The following is a 19,232-nucleotide window of genomic DNA, read 5'->3' on the forward strand; positions in this document are numbered from 1 at the left end:
GTGATCGGGACACGGATTACCGCAGTTTTCCGGTACCTGATTACCGGGGTTCTCAGGACACGGATTACCGAAGTATTCGGGTACCTGATTACCGGGGTATTCAGGTCACCGAGTCCGGCGGTAATCCGGGTTTCGGTTACCGGCTTGGTGTGCAGGTGAGGTGGAGGACGTGCTCGCTCTGGACGCCGCCGGCCTCCAATTGGCGGTAGGCGTCGGCGATCTCGTCCAGCGGCCCGTGGGTGTCGACGACCGGGCGGTTCGAACCGGCCTCGGCGAGCTGGGACCAGATCCATCCGGCCTGAGAGCCGTGGCCGGCCGCGTTGGCCGGGATTCGGCAGGGCGCGAGCGGACTGCGGTTAAGGTTGCGGCGGCTGAGGAGGTGGCCGGGTGTTCGGTGAGGTTCCTGGACGGGTCGACCCGCGGGCGGCGGAGGCCGTCGGACGACGGTGGTCGCGGGCGAAGGTGCTGCTGTCGGTGACCTGGTCGTGGTGCGCGGCCGAGCTCGTGGTGTCGCTGCTGGCGCTGGGATGGACGCTGGTCGCCGGACCGGACCTGCCGCTGCTCGGCAGCCCGAAGCAGGGCGATGTGACCGGGCTGGTTCTCGCCGCGGTGATCGTCGTGCTGCCGATGCCGCTCGCCTCCTGGGTCGCTGGGCGCGGCGCCGACGGGATCGACTGGCGGCTCAAGCCGGACGGCTGGTTGATGTACGGCGCTGTCGTCGGGTTCGCCCAGGCGCTCGGGCTGTGGCTGGCCATCACCTACACCTCCCTGCCCTTCTGGTTCCGCATCGCCGCGGGCGTCATCGGACTCGCGGTTCCGCTGCTGGCGACCTTCCTGGCCCGGCGGGCGATCATGGCCGAGCCGCTGCGGGAGATCGGTGGCAGCGAGTTCGTGCTGGTGAAGGGCCTGCGATCGCCGCAGGGCGGGGGCGAGGACTCCGTCAAGATCACCGGCGATTCGCTGCGGCTCTCGGTCCGCACGGCTGCCGGACGACCGGCCGCCCAGCCGTCCACGAAGGACATCGCGCTCGCCGACATCACCGAGATCGGCGTGCGGCCCAGCACTTCCGATGACGGTTCCTGGGCGCTGCTGGCAGACGGGCGCGGGGCGTCCCTGCCGGAAGGCGACGTCGTCGTGATCCGCACCCGCACCGACACCCAGCTGCTGCCCGCGGATCCGGAACTCGCCGAGCTGCTGCGCGCCCGAGCCGCTCTGCACGGCAGGGAACCGGCGCGCATCGAGGACTGGACGTGACGGCGCGCGAACACCTTCCGGAAGTCCTCCCGGCGCCTCCTGCGACGGGGTCCGAGATCACGCCGGTCGCCGGCCGGGCGAGCGCTGCTCCGGAGCTCGTCCCGGGCCGCCGCGCGCAGTCCTTCGCTCTCGGCGCCGCAGCGGTCGTGCTGATCCCGCTCGGCTTCGTGGTCTGGGGCGTGCGCGAACTGGAGGTCGGCGTCGGAATCGCCGGTCTGGTCGGCATCGCCGTGGCGACAGCCGCCTGGCTGGCCGACGCGCGCACGCCCAGGCACTGGGGCGGCTGGGCGCTGCTCGCCGCGCTCTCCGCGGCCTACGTCAACCTCGCGCTGGCCCCGATCGGCCTGGTCGCGCTCGTCGCGGTCGTCGTCTGCCCGCTGCTGGCGAGGGTGGCGCAGAAGCGTTTCACGGCACCGGGTTTCGATCTCGCGGAGCTCGACGTCGAGGTCGGTTTCGAGATCTACCGCCACCAGTCCGCACGCCTGCGGATCGAACGCGATCGAGCCGTGCTGGCGCTCGGGCGAACGGCGGGCGGCGGGAACGTGGACCAGGCGATCGCGCTCGCCGAGGTGTCGCTGGCCCAGCCCGGCGAGATCATCGGCGCCGACTCGTGGCCGCTGCCGGGCACGACGGCGGTCCGGCTGGTCAAGGGCCCTGCCGTGCGACTCGTCGCGGGCGAGCAGCAGTGGATCGTCAACGTCGAGGATCCGCGACTGGTGGCCGCGATCCTGCGCAGGCGGCAGTCCGCCGCGTGGTCGCAGCGGACGGGGCCGCAGGACCTCGGCTCCTGGCACGCGCTGCGCAAGTGGGCCACGGCCCGAACGACGACGTTCCGAAACGCGAAGCGGTCTCAGCCCTACGGGGTGTTCCGCCCGCTGGTCGGCTTCTCCGCAGGTGTTCTCGGCCTGATGCTGCTCACCACGCTGATCGCCGGTGGTGGCACGGACCCGAGCACGTGGCTCGCCGCCGCGGCGATGCTGCTCATCGGCGCGTTCTTCGTGGTCAGCTGGCTGCGGCGGCGCACCCGGCTCGGCTACGCCGAACTGCAGTCGCTGCCGCCGAACAGCCCGCCGTGGGGCGACCTGCGACCTGAGGCCGCCCCGATCTCCGGCTGGCGTCCCTGGAGCTGACGCTGGCGGTGGAGCGACCCCGGATCAGCGCGGACCTTCGGGCAGGTCCAGCTTCTCCGGAGCCCGCTGCTCCTGGGCGTCGACATCTCCGTAGGAGTTGTTGTTGACGTTGTTCGGCCCGCCGTCGATGTTGGCGTGCTGCCCGACGGTCGAGGAGTTGACGCCGTTGTTGTAGGGACTGTCCACGTTGGCTCCGGACACCGCGCCCTCGTTGGACTCGAAGCGCCACCCCTGCGTGTTGGAGCCGGAAACCCACTCGCCGCCGCCGTCGCCGGTCGGGCCGCGGCCGTTGCCCTCCCAGGTCGCGTTGAGGCCCTCGTGCCTGCTCTGCATCCCGCCGGTCGCGCCGCTGACACCACCGGAGATGGCGCCCGAGGTGATGTCGTTGATCCCCGGAGCCTGGCCGTGCAAGCCCTGGTTGATGGTGTTGCCGAGCACGCCCGAGATCGAACCCCGCGCTGCGCCGTAGGCGGCGGCTTCGGTGAAGTTCTTCGTGGCGTTGCCCGCCAGGTCCTTGCCGACCTGCTGGCCGATGCCCGGAGCGAGCCCGTCGACGAGACCACCGGCCAGACCCGCCGCGACACCCGACACCGCCGCGTTGCCGGTGTTGGACCAGTCCCAGCTCTGCCGGTCGCCCTTGGCGAACTGGAGGCCCTGGATGGCCCCGTCCACACCGACGTTGATCGCCACGTTCAGCAGGATCTGCTGGCCGATCTTGGTCAGCAGCTGCTGGAAGAACGTCCGCACCGTCAACTGCGTCGCGGCCTGGGCGATCGGGATGCCCGCCGTGCTCGCGCCGAAGGTCGCCACCGCCGAGGCGATCATCGCGGCGATCTGGGCGGCGAGGATGATCAGCGCGGCGATGATGCTGTACTTGGTGTACTCGATCTCCAGCGCCGCGTTGTCGGCTCCCTCGCCGAGGGCCTCGCAGAGCTTCTTCAACTCCGGCAGGTGACCGGCGTCGCCGTTGCAGAAGTCCTTCATGAAGTTCTCGAAGGCGTCGTGCGTGTCGCCCTTCATCGTGCCCAGGGCCGACCGCACCGCGCCCTCGGTCTCGCTGATGACGCCCTCGATGTCGACGCCGCACTGCGTCCACGCCTCGGCGACCCTGCGCAGCGCCGTCTCGTCGCCCTCGGGCCAGCTCGCGCCGACCACGATCGGGAACAACCAGCTGACCTCGCCTGGAATCTCGATGCCCACGCCGTCCCCCTCAGCCCTGGCTCTTGATGCCGTCGGCGTTCGCCTGGTCGACGTCGTCCCAGGTCCGGGCGGTGGCGTCGAGCTCACCGCGGACCTGGTGCAGCGCCTGGGCGAGGCCCTTCATGCCGTCCGTGCCCTGCTGGGAGCCGGGCTCGTAGTTCTTGGCGAACTCCTGGCCCGCCTCGTCACCGCCCCAGCACTGGCCTTCGGCCTGCAGGACGCCGTTGAGCTTGTCCAGCGCGGACTGGAGCTTGTCCGACGACGCGTCGAACTTCGGTGAGGCGCCGCGCAGCGCCTCGGGGTTGACCTCGAATCCCATCACCAACGGTCCTTCCGGAAACGGGACCGGGGTTCGAAGTCGTCCCAGTCCTCTTCAGCCGCGGGTTTGGACGCAGCAGGAGGGGTGTTCGGTTCCGGCAAATCCGGAGCCGACGGGATCAGCTGCGCCAACGAGGGCGCGCCCGGGAACAGATCAGGCAGGTCGGGGACGTTCTCCTGCAGAGGTGCGACGGCCGCGTCGGCCTTGGCGCGGGCATCGCGGGCAGCCGCCTGGGCCGCCTGGGTGAAGCTCCTGGCGAGCTTCTCCGGTGTGCTCGAGCGGAGCGCCGACGGCGACAGGGAGGTGTCGGTGACCACGCCGGCGGCGTTGACCTGGACCGTGACCAAACCGTCAGCCGAGGTCGCCTCACCGGTCGCGGCCAGCGCGCTGGCCTGAGCGTCCTGCAACTCGGCGGTCTGCCGCTGCAACCCTTCGAGCATCGAGCTCACCTGTTCGCGCATCGCGGCGTTGCGCGCCTCGAGCTCCGCCTTGCGGCCGTCCGGACCAGTCATGTCGCCTCCCACGGGATCAGACGAAAGGTAGCAACACCGCTATCCAGGTGGTACTCGCGACGTGAACGTCGCGGCCGTGGTGAAGACGGCTCACCGCAGGTGGCGAGCCATCGCCGCAGGTGTCCGACCGCACCCGGTGGCCGCATGGCTCCTCCGTAGACTGGGGCGCACTATGCAGACGGAGCCAGGTTGCCGGCCAGGCCCCGGCATTGCGATTGTGACCGACCGGCACGACAAGCGAGGTGGAACACGGTGACGCTGCTGGGGTCCGTGCGCAGTCCGGCCGACGTCAAGCGCCTGACGCACGCCGAACTGGTGGAGCTGGCCGAGGAGATCAGGCACTTCTTGATCCAGAAGGTGTCGCGGACCGGTGGTCACCTGGGGCCCAACCTGGGTTCGCTGGAGCTGACCCTCGCGCTGCACCGGGTCTTCGACTCGCCGAACGACGCGCTCGTGTTCGACACCGGGCACCAGGCCTACGTGCACAAGATCGTGACCGGTCGGCAGGACGGCTTCGACCAGCTGCGCAAGCGGGACGGCCTGTCCGGCTACCCGTCGCGCGCTGAGAGCGAGCACGACTTCGTCGAGAACAGCCACGCCTCGACCGCGCTGTCCTACGCCGACGGTCTGGCCCGCTCGTTCCAGGTCACCGGCGCCGAGCGGCACGCGGTGGCGGTCGTCGGCGACGGCGCGCTCACCGGTGGCATGTGCTGGGAGGCGCTGAACAACATCGCGGCCGACCAGGACCGCCCGGTCGTCATCGTTGTCAACGACAACGGCCGCTCCTACGCGCCCACCATCGGCGGCCTCGCCGAGCACCTGGCGGCGCTGCGGCTCAACCCGAGCTACGAGAAGGCCCTGGAGTCCGGCAAGCGCACGCTGCGCAAGATGCCGGTCGTGGGCCGCTCCCTCTACACCGGTCTGCACGCCGCCAAGAGCGGCATCAAGGACGCGATCAGCCCGCAGGTCATGTTCTCCGACCTCGGCCTGAAGTACCTGGGCCCGGTGGACGGCCACGACATGCGCGCGATGGAGTACGCGCTGCAGATGGCCAAGTCCTTCGGCGGGCCGGTGATCGTGCACGCCGTGACCCGCAAGGGCAACGGCTTCGCCCCGGCCGAGAACGACGAGGCCGAGCAGATGCACCAGGTCAAGGTCATCGACCCGGAGACCGGCCTGCCGAAGAAGCCCGCGCCGAAGAGCTGGACCGACGTCTACGCCGACGAACTGGTCGGCATCGGCGCCGAGCGCTCCGACGTCGTGGCGATCACCGCCGCGATGCTGGGGCCGACTGGTCTGAAGAAGTTCGCCGAGGCCTACCCGGAGCGCTGCTTCGACGTGGGCATCGCCGAGCAGCACGGCATGACCTCCGCCGCCGGTTTGGCCATGGGCGGGCTGCACCCGGTGTTCGCGGTCTACTCGACGTTCCTGAACCGGGCGTTCGACCAGCTGCTGATGGACGTCGCCCTGCACAAGCAGCCGGTCACCGTGACGCTCGACCGCTCCGGCATCACCGGCGACGACGGCGCCAGCCACAACGGCATGTGGGACCTGTCGATCCTCGGGCTGATCCCCGGCATCCAGGTGGCCGCGCCGCGCGACGCGGTGACGCTGCGGGAGGAGCTGCGCGAGGCCGTCGCCGTTGACGACGGGCCGACCGTGCTGCGCTTCTCCAAGGGTTCGGTGATCGAAGAGGTCCCGTCCGTGGAGCGCGTCGGCGGGATCGACGTGCTGCGCGCCGATGAGCGCAAGGACGTGCTCCTGGTGGCCGTCGGCGCGTTCGGCAAGCTCGCCGTGGCCGCGGCCGAGCGGCTGGCCGCTACGGGCGTCGGCGTGACCGTGGTCGACCCGCGCTGGGTCGTCCCGGTGCCGTCGAAGGTCGTGGAGATGGCCGCCGACCACCGGCTGGTGGTCTCGCTGGAGGACTGCGGACGGCACGGCGGGTTCGGATCGTCGCTGGCCGCGGCGCTGCGCGACGCCGAGCTGGACGTGCCGCTGCGCGACCTGGCGGTGCCGAACGACTTCCTCCAGCACTCCTCCCGCGAGGAGGTGCTGGCCGATCTCGGCCTGACCGAGACCGACATCGCCGCCCGCATCAACGACTGGTTCTCCGGCCGGCGCGGCGCCCAGCTGCACGTCGCCACCGAGGCGGACGCCGCCCACGGCTGACGTCGTCCCCGATTTCAGTGGAAATCCGGTTCCTGATTTCCACTGAGATCGGGGTTCCGATTTCCACTGAAATCCGGTCACCCGGCCCTGACCTCGGCGGCTGGCGGCGCGTGCTGTGGCAGGGTGGATTCGTGCGAATCCTGGTCGTGGAGGACGAGAAGCCGCTGGCCGATGCGGTGGCGCGAGGGCTGCGGCGCGACGGCATGGCCGTCGACGTCGCCTACGACGGCGAGAGCGGCCAGGAGAAGGCCGCGATCACCCGTTACGACGTCGTCGTGCTCGACCGCGACCTGCCCGGCATGTCCGGTGACGACCTGTGTCGCGACCTGGTCGGTTCCGGCGAGCTGACCAGGGTGATCATGCTGACCGCCTCGGGCACGGTCGCCGACCGCGTCGCGGGGCTGTCGCTGGGCGCCGATGACTACCTCGCCAAGCCCTTCGCGTTCCCCGAGCTCATCGCCCGGGTGCGCGCGCTGGGCCGCCGCGCCACGCCCGCCCAGCCGCCGCTGCTGACGGCCGAGGACCTGGAGCTCGACCCGGCCCGCCGCACCGTCACCCGCTCCGGAGCGGAGGTCGAGCTGACCCGCAAGGAGCTCGGCGTGCTGGAGGTGCTGCTGTCGGCCGGTGGCGCGGTGGTCAGCTCCGAGGAACTGCTGGAGCGGGTCTGGGACGAGAACGCCGATCCGTTCACCACCACGGTGCGGGTCACGATGATGACCTTGCGCAAGAAGCTGGGGGAACCGGGCGTCATCGAGACCGTGGTCGGCTCCGGCTACCGGGTGCCCTCCGCGGCTCGCGCCGAACACGTCAGGGACTGATCGTGGGCGCCCTCACCCGGCGCGGACCGGGACTGCGGCTCCGGCTGACGCTGCTGGCGACGTCGCTGGTCGCGCTGGTCAGCGCGGTGCTGCTCTGGCTGGGCTGGGTGCTGGTCGGCAACGTCGTCGCCGCGGTGCCCCGGCTGCCGGCGGGCACGCCGGTGCGGGTCGGGGGAGTGGACGTGCCCGCTGAGCTGCTCGGTGCCGCGCTGCGCGATTCGGCCCGCGACCAGGTCCTGCTGATCGGCGGTCCGGCGTTCGTCGCGGTAGTGGTCGCCGCGGCGCTGCTGGCCTGGCTGGTCACCGGCCGGATGCTGCGTCCGCTGCAGGAGGTCACCGAGACCGCGCAGCGGCTGTCGGCGGAGTCGCTGGACGAGCGGATCGCGCTCAGCGGTCCCCGCGACGAGGTGGCCAGGCTCGCCGACACCTTCGACGCCATGCTGGACCGCCTGCAGGCCGCCTTCGACGCCCAGCGCCGCTTCGTCGCCAACGCCAGCCACGAGCTGCGCACCCCGCTGTCGGTGGTGCGCACCGAGCTCGACGTGACCCTGTCGGACCCCCACGCCGACGAGGCCGAGCTGCGCCGGATGGCCGACGTCGTCCGCGAGGCCACGGCCCGCGCCGAACGCCTGGTGGAGGCGCTCCTGCTGCTGGCCCGCACCGAGGGGGTGGAGCTGGCGGTCCGCGAACCGGTCGACCTCACCGACGTCGTCGGCCGGGCCCTGCGCGCGGTCGAACCCGAGGTCCGCAGGTGCGGGTTGCGGGTGAAGCGTTGCACCGAACCGGCGTTCGCGGTCGGAGATCCGGCGCTGCTGGAGCGGGTGGCGGGAAACCTGCTGGAGAACGCGGTCCGGCACAACGTCGAGGGCGGCTGGCTGGAGGTCAGCACCGGCGCCGACCCGCGGTGGACGACGCTGCGGGTGGCGTCCTCAGGTCCGGCGATCGCACCGGAGTCGGTGAACGCCCTCTTCGAACCGTTCCGCCGCGCCGGTGTCCAGCGCACCGCCCGCAACGGCACCGGACTGGGCCTGTCGATCGTCCAAGCGGCCACCACGGCCCACCACGGCAAGATCCACGCCACCGCCCTGCCCGCGGGCGGCCTCGCGATCACCATCCAACTCCCCGCCGCGCCCTGAGTCGTGAACGAGAACCGGGGGTCGGAGCGCGTGCTCCGACCCCCGGTTCGGGTTGCTCGAGTCAGGCGGGCAGGGACGCCACGCCCGGGGCGAGGAACCGCTTGCCGTTGACCTTCTCGGACACGCCGGAGCGGTCCAGGAACGGCGTGATGCCGCCCAGCCAGAACGGCCAGCCCGCGCCGAGGAGCATGCACAGGTCGATGTCCTGGGCCTCGGCGACGACGCCCTCGTCCAGCATGATCCGGATCTCCTCGGCCAGCGCGTTGAGCGCGCGGTCGCGGACCTCCTCGCTGGTGGAGGGCTTGTCACCCGACTTCCACAGCTCGGCGACCTCGGGGTCGACGACGGTCTTGCCGGACTCGTCGAACGTCCACACCGCGGTCTTGCCCTCGTCGACGAACCGCTGCAGGTTCTCGCTGATGCCGAACCGGTCCGGGAACGCCGCGTTCATGGTGCCGTTGACGTGCTGGGCGACGGCCGGGCCGACCAGCTGCAGCAGCACCATCGGGCTCATCGGCAGACCGAGCTCTTCGAGGGCGTTGTCGGCCACCTCGAAGGGCGTGCCCTCGTCGACGGCGGCGATGATCTCGCCCATGAAGCGGGTCAGCAGCCGGTTGACCACGAACGCCGGGGCGTCGGAGACCAGCACCGACGACTTCTTGAGCTTCTTGCCGACCGCGAAGGCCGTGGCCAGCGAAGCGTCGTCGGTCTTCTCGCCGCGCACGATCTCCAGCAGCGGCAGCACAGCAACCGGGTTGAAGAAGTGGAAGCCGACGACCCGCTCCGGGTTCTTCAGCTTCGACGCCATCTCGGTGATCGACAGCGACGAGGTGTTGGTCGCCAGGATCGCCTCGGGGGAGACGTGCTCCTCCAGCTCGGCGAAGACCTTCTGCTTGACCGTCATCTCCTCGAAGACGGCCTCGATCACGAAGTCCGCGTCGGCGAAGGCCTTCTTGTCCAGCTCACCGGTCACCAGCGCCTTGAGCCGGTTGGTGGCGTCCGGCGACAGGCGGCCCTTGCCCGCGAGCTTGTCGATCTCGCCGTGGATGTAGGCCACGCCCTTGTCGATGCGCTCCTGGTCGATGTCGGTGATGACCACCGGCACCTGCAGGCGGCGCACGAACAGCAGCGCCAGCTGACCGGCCATCAGCCCGGCACCCACCACGCCGACCTTGTTCACCGGTCGGGCCAGGCCCTTGTCCGGCGCACCGGCCGGGCGCTTGGCGCGCTTCTGGGCCAGGTCGAACGAGTACAGCCCGGCGCGCAGCTCGTCGGACATCAGCGCGTCGGTCAGCGCCTCGGTCTCGGCGGCGTAGCCGGCGTCGATGTCGTTGTTGCGGGCCAGCTCGATGAGCTCGACCGTCTTGGTCACCGCGGGCGAAGCGCCCTTGGTGCGGGCCTCGACGATGCCCTTGGCGCGCGCCACGGCGTCGTCCCAGCCCTTGCCGCGGTCGATCTCCGGGCGCTCGACGGTCTTGTCACCGTTGACCACGCGGACCAGCCAGCGCAGCGACTCCTCGAGGAAGTCCGCACCTTCCAGCAGCTCGTCGAAGATGCCCAGCTGCAGGCCCTTCTTCGGGTTGAGCATCTTGTTCTGGCTCAGCGCGTTCTCGATGATCACCGTCACGGCCGCGTCCGGGCCGATGAGGTTCGGCAGCAGCTGCGTGCCGCCCCAGCCCGGGAACAGGCCCAGGTAGCACTCCGGGAACGCGATCGCGCCCGCGTTGGAGGCGACGGTCCGGTAGTGGCAGGACAGCGCCAGCTCCAGGCCACCGCCGAGGGCGGCGCCGTTGACGAAGGCGAACGTCGGGATCTTCGACTCGGTGAGCCGGCGGAACACGTCGTGGCCGGTCTGCGCGATGGCGTGCGCGTGCTCGCGCTGCGACACCTGGCCGACGCCCGAGAGGTCCGCGCCGACGGCGAACACGAACGGCTTGCCGGTGACCGCGATCGCGGCCGGCTCGGCGGCGAACGCCTCGTCCAGAGCGGCGTTCAGGCTGCTCAGACCACCCGGGCCGAAGGTCGACGGCTTCGTGTGGTCGTGGCCGTTGTCGATGGTGATGAGCGCGAGCTTGCCGGTCAGACCGGGAACGTCGACGAGGCGGGTGAACGCCTTGGTCACGACCTCGTCGGGGAACAGCGCCGCGAAGTCAGTCACTGCTCGCCTCCTGCGTTGTAGTTCGGGTTCTCCCAGATGACCGTTCCGCCCATGCCGATGCCGATGCACATGGTGGTGATGCCGTAGCGGACCTCGGGGTGCTCTGCGAAGTGGCGGGACAGCTGGGTCATCAGCCGCACGCCGGAGGAGGCCAGCGGGTGGCCGCAGGCGATCGCGCCGCCCCACGGGTTGACCCGCGGGTCGTCGTCGGCGATGCCGAAGTGCTCCAGGAAGGCCAGCACCTGCACGGCGAAGGCCTCGTTGATCTCGAACAGACCGATGTCGTCGATGGTCAGCCCGGCGCGCTTGAGCGCCTTCTCGGTGGCCGGGACCGGACCGACGCCCATGACCTCGGGCTCGACACCGGCGAAGGAGTAGCCCACCAGTCGCATGCCGACCGGCAGACCCAGTTCCTCAGCGGTCTCGGCGTCGGCGAGCAGGGCACCGGTGGCGCCGTCGTTGAGACCGGCGGCGTTGCCCGGGGTGACCCGGCCGTGCGGGCGGAACGGGGTCTTGAGGTCGGCGAGGGTCTCGACCGTGGTGCCCGGGCGCGGCGGCTCGTCGGTGGTCGCCAGGCCCCAGCCCTCGTCGGAGCGGGTGGAGACCGGGACCAGGTCGGGGCTGATCTTGCCCGCCTTCTGGGCCTCTTCGTAGCGCTGCTGGCTCAGGGCGGCGTACGCGTCGGTGCGCTCCTTGGTCAGCGACGGGTAGCGGTCGTGCAGGTTCTCGGCGGTGGAGCCCATGACCAGCGCGGACGGGTCGACGATCTTGTCGGACACGAAGCGCGGGTTGGGGTCGGCGCCTTCACCCATCGGGTGGTTGCCCATGTGCTCGACGCCGCCTGCGATCACGACGTCGTAGGCGCCGAAGGCGATGCCGCTGGACACGGTGGTCACGGCGGTCATGGCACCGGCGCACATGCGGTCGATGGCGAAGCCCGGCACGGACTTGGGCAGCCCGGCCAGCAGCGCCGCCGTGCGGCCGATGGTCAGGCCCTGGTCACCGATCTGGGTGGTCGCGGCGATGGCGACCTCGTCGATGCGCTCCGCCGGGAGTTCGGGGTGGCGGCGCAGCAGTTCCCGGATGACCTTGACGACCATGTCGTCCGCGCGCGTCTGGGCGTACTGGCCCTTCGAACCGGCCTTGCCGAACGGCGTGCGTACGCCGTCGACGAAGACCACGTCCCGAACCGCTGGGCGGCTGCGGCTGTCGGCGGGTGCCGACGCAGGTGCGGCCACGGCGTGCTCCTCACTGGCTTGGTGGATGGTGCTCGGCCGGAGTCCGCGAGGGCGGCGCCTTACCGACCGGTAACCGCACTCTAGCGCTTATTACCCACCGGTAACCACGTGCCCGCCCCTGTCGGTTGTCTCACATGCTGACCAGCCCGGGACCCGGCAGCCGAATCCTTCCCGAGGAATCGGCCCCGTGCTCGGCGGAGCAGATGGCGGTTCTGGTCCGAACCGACCGGGCGAAACGGATCATGGACGGTTCGGACCAGAACCGCCCACCACCTCAGGAGTCCTCGGGCGGAGTCGCGTGCAGCGCCTTGGAGAGGGCTTCCGCGGTGAGGGTGATCTGCCACTCGCGGGCGCCCTTGGCGCGCAGCAGCTCGGTGACCGCCGGGACGTCGCAGTCCTCCGGCGGGGTCCAGCAGGTGCGCCGGACGAGGTCGGGCAGCAGCAGGTTCTCCACGGGGAGCGAGTGCTCCTCGGCGATCTCGTTCAGCGCCGCGCGGGCCGCGGTGAGCCGTGCGGCAGCGGCGGGGTCGCGGTCCGACCAGCGGTTGGTCGGTGGCGGGCCCTCGTTCGGAGTGGACGCGGCGGGCAGCTCCTCGTTGGTGAGCCCGCGCGCGGCGCGCAGCGCCTGCAACCACATCGAGGCGCGCCTGCGCTGCTGGCGACCGCCGAAGACCGGCATGGCCACCAGATCGCCCTCGGACTTCGGGTTGGCCTGCGCGGCCAGCACGATCGAGGAGTCCGGAAGCACCCGGCCCGGCGCGATGTCGCGCTCGCGGGCGAACTCGTCCCTGGCCTGCCACAGCGCTCGGACCGCGGCCAGCTGCCGGGGACTGCGCACCTTGTGGATTCCCGAGGTCCGGCGCCACGGTTCGGCGCGCGGGGGAGCGGGCTCGGCGTTGCGGACCGCCTCGAACTCCTCGAAGGCCCAGTCCAGCTTGTCCTGGCGCTCGAGTTCGGCGTGCATCTCGTCGCGCAGCGCGACCAGCAGCTCCACGTCCAGCGCGGCGTAGACCAGCCAGTCCTCGGGCAGCGGCCGTCTCGACCAGTCGGCGGCGCTGTGGCCCTTCTCCAGCCGGTAGCCGAGCATGCGCTCCACCAGCGCGCCCAGCGACACCCGGTCGAACCCGGCGAGCCGGCCGGCCAGTTCGGTGTCGAAGAGCCTGGAGGGGTGCAGATCGAGTTCGGCCAGGCACGGGAGGTCCTGGGATGCGGCGTGCAACACCCATTCGGTGTCGGCCAGAGCCGGAACCAAGGGGTCGAGCGCGCCCTTGAGAGCGATCGGGTCCACCAGCACGGTGCCCGATCCCTCGCGACGCAACTGCACCAGGTAGGCGCGCTGCGAGTAGCGGTAACCCGAGGCGCGCTCGGTGTCGACCGCGACCGGCCCGGTGCCTGCGGCCAGCGCTTCTGCGGCCGCGTCGAGCGCGGCCGGGGTTTCCACCACCGGCGGCACGCCGTCGACGGGTTCGGTCAACAACACCGGCTCCGGGCGGCCGGATCCGACGGTCTCGGGGCTTGCAGCTTCCACGGCTAACAGACCTTACGTGCTTTGGCCCGTCTCGTGTGGCTGGTCCACCCGACGTCGTCGGTCCGGCCCACCCGGCGCTGGTGCTCTCTCAGCGATCCGTCACCGGATCACGCCGGCGCGCATGGCCAGTGCGACCATCTGCGCCCGGTCGCCAGTGCCCAACTTGCGCCCGATCCGCGACAGGTGAGACTTCACCGTGAGCGCGGAAAGGTTCAGGGCCTCGCCGATCTCCTTGTTGGAGCGGCCATCGGCCACCAACTGGAGAACTTCGACCTCACGCCCGGACAGCTCGCGAGGTGTGTTGTCCGTTCCCGGCACGCGGGTTCCGGCGGCGAGCACCGGAGCCACGCTGGGATCGGCGTACACACCGCCGTCGAGCACGCGGCGCACGCCGTCGGTGACCACCATGGGCGAGGCCGACTTCAACAGGTACGCCTGCGCACCTGCTTGGAAGGCGGCCCGGACCGCATAGGGGTCATCGGACGAAGCGAGCACCACGATCCGCGGCCAGCCCTGGCTCCGGAGTTCGGTAACCAGTTCGATGCCGGTCCCGTCTGGGAGACCGAGATCGAGGATTGCGAGGTCGCACGGACCGGTCGCCAGAGCGCGAGCCCTGGCTTCGGCCATGGATGCGGCCTCGTGCACCGTGCCGGCGCCCATCTGCAGCAGCCGAGCGGCGATCGCCTCTCGGAGCAGCGGATGGTCATCCACCACGAGCACCGTGAACAGCTCTTCCCGCGGGTGCGGGACCATGTTGGCCGGCAAAGCGCCGGCAGGCGTGGTTCGAGCGGCCTGACCTAAGCCGACGGCAGCCACGTCACTACCTCCCTGGAGTCGGTCGTGCCCCCCGACCGGCACCGGGACTCTCGACCAATCAGCCGCGCCACTGATCGACCGAAAGTGGTGTCGTCGGGGTGAGCGTAACCGCCCAAGCGGGTCAGCGGGACGATCAATCGGGTATCTATCCCGATCGAGTTGTGACGAGCGCATAGTTTTGTCGCTCTTTTGGGTGACTCAGAGCGACGACCGTAACGTCGGAGCGTGGCCATGCGACATATTTCGAATGCGTATGGTGAAAATCTTGCCTCGGCAAGCACTTCAACGACGTTGAACGAACTTCGCGAATGAAAATCGGACACCGGCGTGTCGCGCTTCGGCGTGTCGCATTCGAGGGGTCTGCGGGGGTGAAGTCCCGCCTCAACGCTACGCGCTGGGCCGAACCCACGCAGCCGATGATCGGGGGACCCCGATCAGTCCTGACGCATTGCGCCGTTCGGTCGCCTGCCGAGTAGCGCAACGCCTTCCGGCGGAAGCCCGGCCGCACTTGCCATGAGTTCGAGGAATGCATCCGCATGCGGTGCGAGATCGACTTCCTCGGAGCCGAACACCGAGGGTTTCGGCGTCCACGACCCGCGCAACTCCAGATCGTGACTGCGCGAGGGCCCGGCGATGTCGCCGAACCGCGCCGAGGACGTCAGCGTCACCGTGCCGCCCAGCGCGGTGAACGAACCGCCCGCGTCCTCCAGGGCGTCGGTCAGCCACGACCAGCCGACCGCGGGCAGCAGCGGGTCATCGGCCACTTCGGGATCGAGCTCGGCGCGCAGGTAGACCACCAGCCGCAGCACCCCGTCCCAGGCCTCCTGGCCCTCCGGGTCGTAGAGGAGCACGAAACGCGCGGTCGCCAGCTCACCGGCCGGTCCGTTCGCCTCCGCGGCCAGCGCGTGGGCCCAGGGGGCCAAGCGCTTGGGTGGACCGACTTCGCTGAGCTCGATCTCCGCACGCGGCTGAGGCGACGTCAACGCGGCAACCGCCTGCCGGAAAACTTCGGGCGCCGCCGACATCTCCGTCACGCCGACGACTGTAAGGGCCGACCCCGGCGCGTGGGTGGAGGCACGCCGTGGAGGAGCGGGCGCTTGGACCGGGGGCGCGGGCGTCGTGCGAAGATTGCCGGAGCCAGCCCGGCAGTCCGTCGTGGCAGATCCGTTCCTTCTCGCCCGCAGACCGCACCGGGATCCGACGATTCGACGTACGGACACCCTTCGATGACGAACTTCGCTCCGGTCTCCACTCGCCGGGACCTCGCCGACGCACCTCTGCTCGTGGCCGCACGTGGTGGAAAGCCCCAGCACACGCCGGTCTGGTTCATGCGGCAGGCCGGGCGTTCGTTGCCCGAGTACCGCCAGGTGCGCGAAGGCACCCCGATGCTGCAGGCGTGCCTGACCCCGGAGCTGGTCAGCGAGATCACCATGCAGCCGGTCCGGCGGCACGGGGTGGACGCCGCGATCTTGTTCAGCGACATCGTCCTCCCGCTCTACGCCGCGGGCGTCGGACTGGACATCGTGGCCGGAACCGGCCCGGTGGTGAGCAATCCGATCAGCGGGCCGTCCGACGTCGCAGCGCTGCCGTCGCTGGACGCCGAGCAGGTCGCGCCGGTCGCCGAGGCCGTGGGCCTGCTGGTGAAGCAGCTCGGGAGCACGCCGCTGATCGGTTTCGCCGGTGCGCCGTTCACGCTCGCCTCCTACCTCGTCGAGGGCGGCCCGAGCCGCAACCACGAGCGCACCAAGGCGCTGATGCACTCCGACCCCACGACCTGGCACGCGCTGCTGGAGAAGCTCGCCGACACCACGCTGGAGTTCCTGCGGGTGCAGCTGAACGCGGGGGTCGACGCCATCCAGCTGTTCGACTCGTGGGCGGGCGCGCTCTCGCTGCGCGACTACCGCGAGTTCGTGCTGCCGCACAGCCGCCGCATCTTCGAGGGCGTTGCCGAGATCTCCGACGTGCCGCGGATCCACTTCGGGGTCGGAACGGGTGAGCTGCTGGGCGCGATGCGCAACGCCGGACCCGACGTGGTCGGCGTGGACTGGCGCGTTCCGCTCGACACCGCCGTCGCCCGGCTGGGCGCCGCTGAGCCGGGTGCGGCCAAGCCGGTCGTGCAGGGCAACCTCGACCCGGCCGTGCTGTTCGCCGGCTGGGACGCAGTCGAGCGCGAGGTGCACCGCATCCTCGAGGAGGGCCGCGAAGCGGGCGGACACATCTTCAACCTCGGCCACGGCGTGCTGCCGACCACCGATCCGGAGGTCCTGACCCGGGTCGTCGAGCTGGTGCACACCGCGACCGCGCAGCGCTGATGACCGGCCGCGTCGCGGTCGTCGGGGGTGGCGTCGCGGGACTGGCCGCCGCCCACCGGCTCCGCCGCGAGCTGGGCGCCGGAACCGAGATCGTGCTGGTGGAGCAGACCTCTCGGCTCGGCGGCAAGCTGCGCACCGTCGAACTCGCCGGCTGCCCGTACGACCTGGGTGCCGAGGCGTTCCTGGCCCGCCGGCCCGAGGTGCTGAACCTGGCCGAGGAGCTGGGCGTTCGCACGGAGGTCGTGCACCCGGCTGGTGCGGCCGCGACGGTTCGGGCCGGAGAACGGACCCAGCGGCTGCCCGGTGGCACCGTGATGGGCGTTCCCGCCGAAGCCGATTCCGTCGCCGGAGTGCTCTCCGACGCCGGGATCGCCGCCGTGCGCGCCGAAGCCGACATGCCGCCGATCGAACTGGGCGGCGCGGACATCTCGGTGGGCGACCTGCTGCGCGCCCGCGTCGGCGACGAGGTCGTCGACCGGCTGGTGGAGCCGCTGCTCGGCGGCGTCTACGCCGGGGACGCCAACCGGCTGGGCCTGCGCGCGACGGTTCCCGCCCTGGCCAAGGCCCTCGACGAGGGCGCGGGCTGGATCACCGCAGCCGCCCGCGCCGCGCTGCCGACGCCGAAACCCGGTGCGCCGCAACCCGTTTTCGGAGCCTTCCGGAACGGCTACCGGGAGCTGCTCGACCGGCTGCTGATCGCCGCCGACGTCGAGGTGCGGCTCGGTCTTCCCGTCCGCGCGCTGGTCCGCACCGGCGACGGCTGGCGGCTGGAGATCGGCTCGGCACCCGCGCCGGAGCACCTCCACGTCGACGCCGTGGTGCTCGCGGTCCCCGCGCCCGCCGCTCGGAAGCTCTTGCAGGGCCCCGTCCCCGCTGCCGCCGCGAAGCTCGCCGAGGTCGAACTGGCGTCGATGGTCGTGGTCGGTCTGGCGCTGCCGCCCGGCACTCAGTTGCCCGAGCACGACGGCACCCCGGCTTCCGGCGCGCTGATCGCGCGCGGTGAACGGCACTCCGGTGGAACCCCGTTCACCGCCAAGGCGTTCACCTTCTCCAGCAACAAGTGGGCGCACCTGCGCGGTTCCGGGGGAGAGGTGCTGCTGCGCGGTTCGGTCGGCCGCTTCGGCGAGACCGAGGACCTCCGCCTGGACGACGAGGAACTGCTGCGGCGCGTCCGCGCGGACCTGGCCGAGCTGACCGGGATCACCGCCGAACCGGTGGATTCGGCGGTGCTGCGCTGGGGCGGCGGACTGCCGCAGTACGGCGTCGGTCACCTGGACCTGGTCGCCGACGTGGAACGCGAGGTGGCCGAGGTTCCGGGTCTGGCGATCGCGGGAGCCGCGCTGCACGGGGTCGGTGTGCCCGCGTGCGTGGCGACCGGTGAGGCGGCAGCGACCAGCATCACGCGGGACCTGGTGCGGCCCGGACGCTGAGCAGTGGGACGATGAAGGCATGGCGCGGCTGAATTACGACGAGCTCAACGACACCATCCGCTACACCATGTGGTCGGTCTTCCGGATCGAGCAGGGAACCCTGCCCGAGGACCGGGCCAAGGCCGCGCAGGTGACCCAGGAGTACCTGGACTCGCTGGCGGAATCCGGTGTCGTGGTGCGCGGTGTCTACGACGTGTCCGGCCTGCGTGCCGACGCGGACTTCATGATCTGGTGGCACGCGGAGGAGATCGAGGCCGTGCAGGCCGCCTACACCGGGTTCCGCCGCGAAACCCCGCTCGGCCAGTCCTCCGAGCCGGTGTGGAGCAACGTGGCGCTGCACCGTCCCGCGGAGTTCAACAAGAGCCACATCCCGGCGTTCATGGCCGGTGAGGACCCGAAGAAGTACATCTGCGTGTACCCCTTCGTGCGGTCCTACGAGTGGTACCTGCTTCCTGACGACGAGCGCCGCAAGATGCTCGCCGACCACGGCAAGGAAGCCCGCGATTACCCGGACGTGCGCGCCAACACCGTCGCGTCCTTCGCGCTGGGCGACTACGAGTGGATGCTCGCCTTCGAGGCCGACGAGCTGCACCGCATCGTCGACCTGATGCGCCACCTGCGCGGCACGGAGGCCCGCCTGCACGTCCGCGAGGAGATCCCGTTCTACACCGGGCACCGCGTCGAGGTCACCGACCTGGTCACCCGGCTTCCCTGACGCATCGAGCGCGAAGGCCCAGCACTCCGGGAGTGCTGGGCCTTCTGCTGTCGCGGGTCAGCTCTCGACCAGGCGGACGGCGATCGAGTTGATGCAGTAGCGCTGGTCGGTCGGCGTCGCGTAGCCCTCGCCGGTGAAGACGTGGCCGAGGTGACCGTGGCAGGAGGCGCAGAGGACCTCCGTGCGGACCATGCCCATGCTGCGGTCCTCGCGGATGATCACCGCGTCGGAGTCGCTCGGGTCGTAGAACGACGGCCAGCCGCAGTGCGACTCGAACTTGGTCTCGCTGCGGAACAGCTCCGCTCCGCAGCCCCGGCACTCGTAGACGCCGGTGGTCTTGGTGTCGACGTACTCGCCCACCCAGGCGGGCTCGGTGGCGGACTGGCGCAGCACCGCGAACTCGTTCGGGGTGAGCTGCTCCCGCCACTCCTGCTCGCTCTTGGTGACCTTGGGCGTGCCTGCAACCGGATCCATGCTTCCACGCTAATGCGATCGAA

17 protein-coding genes are annotated in these 19,232 nt (G+C 70.8%); 8 read left to right on the plus strand and 9 right to left on the minus strand.

From position 1 onward, the window contains the following. Positions 1-387 precede the first annotated feature (387 nt). Entirely contained in the window at positions 388-1,254 is an 867-nt protein-coding gene (locus AB0J78_RS19250; RefSeq protein WP_363790779.1) for a hypothetical protein, read from the plus strand. Then, the gene (locus AB0J78_RS19255) at positions 1,251-2,384 is read left to right on the plus strand and encodes a hypothetical protein (RefSeq protein WP_363790781.1); all 1,134 of its coding nucleotides are present in this window, start codon (positions 1,251-1,253) and stop codon (positions 2,382-2,384) included. The genes AB0J78_RS19250 and AB0J78_RS19255 overlap by 4 nt, the downstream gene beginning before the upstream one ends. A 24-nt stretch (positions 2,385-2,408) precedes the next feature. Here the strand turns inward: AB0J78_RS19255 and AB0J78_RS19260 are convergent, their stop codons facing one another. Genes AB0J78_RS19260 through AB0J78_RS19270 form a run of 3 tightly spaced genes read right to left on the minus strand, consistent with a single transcriptional unit; the run spans position 2,409 to position 4,415 of the window. Then, complete coding sequence (locus AB0J78_RS19260; protein WP_363790783.1) at positions 2,409-3,584, minus strand: hypothetical protein; 1,176 nt, start codon at positions 3,582-3,584, stop codon at positions 2,409-2,411. Positions 3,585-3,594: 10 nt separating this feature from the next. After that, positions 3,595-3,903, minus strand: a complete 309-nt coding sequence (locus AB0J78_RS19265; RefSeq protein WP_363790785.1) for a WXG100 family type VII secretion target — start codon at positions 3,901-3,903, stop codon at positions 3,595-3,597. Further along, positions 3,903-4,415: a YbaB/EbfC family nucleoid-associated protein gene (locus AB0J78_RS19270; RefSeq protein ID WP_363790787.1), complete on the minus strand. Its 513-nt coding sequence runs from the start codon at positions 4,413-4,415 to the stop codon at positions 3,903-3,905. The genes AB0J78_RS19265 and AB0J78_RS19270 overlap by 1 nt, the downstream gene beginning before the upstream one ends. A 252-nt stretch (positions 4,416-4,667) precedes the next feature. On the opposite strand from AB0J78_RS19270, the gene dxs reads away from it, so the two are divergent. The 3 genes from dxs to AB0J78_RS19285 all read left to right on the plus strand — a co-directional run bounded on the left by dxs (position 4,668) and on the right by AB0J78_RS19285 (position 8,538). Next, positions 4,668-6,584, plus strand: coding sequence for a 1-deoxy-D-xylulose-5-phosphate synthase (gene dxs / locus AB0J78_RS19275; RefSeq protein ID WP_363790789.1), 1,917 nt, complete (start codon positions 4,668-4,670; stop codon positions 6,582-6,584). Between the two features lie 131 nt (positions 6,585-6,715). Beyond that, complete coding sequence (locus AB0J78_RS19280; RefSeq protein ID WP_363790791.1) at positions 6,716-7,402, plus strand: response regulator transcription factor; 687 nt, start codon at positions 6,716-6,718, stop codon at positions 7,400-7,402. A gap of 2 nt (positions 7,403-7,404) precedes the next feature. Then, positions 7,405-8,538, plus strand: coding sequence for a HAMP domain-containing sensor histidine kinase (locus tag AB0J78_RS19285; RefSeq protein ID WP_363790793.1), 1,134 nt, complete (start codon positions 7,405-7,407; stop codon positions 8,536-8,538). Between the two features lie 61 nt (positions 8,539-8,599). On the opposite strand, the gene AB0J78_RS19290 is transcribed toward AB0J78_RS19285, so the two are convergent. The 5 genes from AB0J78_RS19290 to AB0J78_RS19310 all read right to left on the minus strand — a co-directional run bounded on the left by AB0J78_RS19290 (position 8,600) and on the right by AB0J78_RS19310 (position 15,312). Further along, the gene (locus tag AB0J78_RS19290; RefSeq protein ID WP_363790795.1) at positions 8,600-10,696 is read right to left on the minus strand and encodes a 3-hydroxyacyl-CoA dehydrogenase NAD-binding domain-containing protein; all 2,097 of its coding nucleotides are present in this window, start codon (positions 10,694-10,696) and stop codon (positions 8,600-8,602) included. Beyond that, positions 10,693-11,934, minus strand: coding sequence for a thiolase family protein (locus AB0J78_RS19295; RefSeq protein WP_363790797.1), 1,242 nt, complete (start codon positions 11,932-11,934; stop codon positions 10,693-10,695). The genes AB0J78_RS19290 and AB0J78_RS19295 overlap by 4 nt, the downstream gene beginning before the upstream one ends. Positions 11,935-12,208: 274 nt before the next feature. Beyond that, complete coding sequence (locus AB0J78_RS19300) at positions 12,209-13,462, minus strand: ribonuclease D (RefSeq protein WP_363790799.1); 1,254 nt, start codon at positions 13,460-13,462, stop codon at positions 12,209-12,211. A 99-nt stretch (positions 13,463-13,561) separates the two neighbouring features. Further along, positions 13,562-14,278: a response regulator transcription factor gene (locus AB0J78_RS19305; RefSeq protein WP_093264979.1), complete on the minus strand. Its 717-nt coding sequence runs from the start codon at positions 14,276-14,278 to the stop codon at positions 13,562-13,564. 434 nt (positions 14,279-14,712) lie between these two features. Further along, positions 14,713-15,312 (minus strand): DUF3000 domain-containing protein, encoded by a 600-nt coding sequence (locus tag AB0J78_RS19310; protein WP_363790802.1) that lies wholly within the window; start codon positions 15,310-15,312, stop codon positions 14,713-14,715. Positions 15,313-15,504: 192 nt separating this feature from the next. On the opposite strand from AB0J78_RS19310, the gene hemE reads away from it, so the two are divergent. From hemE to hemQ, 3 genes are read left to right on the plus strand one after another with little or no spacing between them, the layout of a single operon-like run. Beyond that, complete coding sequence (gene hemE / locus AB0J78_RS19315; protein ID WP_363790804.1) at positions 15,505-16,590, plus strand: uroporphyrinogen decarboxylase; 1,086 nt, start codon at positions 15,505-15,507, stop codon at positions 16,588-16,590. Beyond that, positions 16,590-18,020, plus strand: a complete 1,431-nt coding sequence (gene hemG / locus AB0J78_RS19320; protein ID WP_363790806.1) for a protoporphyrinogen oxidase — start codon at positions 16,590-16,592, stop codon at positions 18,018-18,020. Before hemE ends, hemG begins: the two co-directional genes overlap by 1 nt. Before the next feature lie 19 nt (positions 18,021-18,039). After that, positions 18,040-18,735 (plus strand): hydrogen peroxide-dependent heme synthase, encoded by a 696-nt coding sequence (gene hemQ / locus AB0J78_RS19325; RefSeq protein WP_132620211.1) that lies wholly within the window; start codon positions 18,040-18,042, stop codon positions 18,733-18,735. A gap of 57 nt (positions 18,736-18,792) precedes the next feature. Here hemQ and msrB read toward each other — a convergent pair whose 3' ends face one another. After that, on the minus strand, positions 18,793-19,209 hold the full coding sequence (gene msrB, locus AB0J78_RS19330; protein ID WP_363790808.1) for a peptide-methionine (R)-S-oxide reductase MsrB: 417 nt from the start codon (positions 19,207-19,209) through the stop codon (positions 18,793-18,795). Positions 19,210-19,232: the final 23 nt, after the last annotated feature.

It is taken from the genome of Saccharopolyspora sp. NPDC049426 (genome assembly GCF_040676935.1).
In the GTDB taxonomy this organism is placed as follows: Bacteria; Actinomycetota; Actinomycetes; order Mycobacteriales; family Pseudonocardiaceae; genus Saccharopolyspora.

What these genes read in the sequence shown, in the direction of transcription:
- AB0J78_RS19265 (WP_363790785.1), bottom strand. Translation starts at nt 3,903, where the DNA reads ATGGGATTCGAGGTCAACCCCGAGGCGCTGCGCGGCGCCTCACCGAAG.
- AB0J78_RS19270 (WP_363790787.1), bottom strand. Translation starts at nt 4,415, where the DNA reads ATGACTGGTCCGGACGGCCGCAAGGCGGAGCTCGAGGCGCGCAACGCC.
- hemE (WP_363790804.1), top strand. Translation starts at nt 15,505, where the DNA reads ATGACGAACTTCGCTCCGGTCTCCACTCGCCGGGACCTCGCCGACGCA.
- hemG (WP_363790806.1), top strand. Translation starts at nt 16,590, where the DNA reads ATGACCGGCCGCGTCGCGGTCGTCGGGGGTGGCGTCGCGGGACTGGCC.
- hemQ (WP_132620211.1), top strand. Translation starts at nt 18,040, where the DNA reads ATGGCGCGGCTGAATTACGACGAGCTCAACGACACCATCCGCTACACC.
- msrB (WP_363790808.1), bottom strand. Translation starts at nt 19,209, where the DNA reads ATGGATCCGGTTGCAGGCACGCCCAAGGTCACCAAGAGCGAGCAGGAG.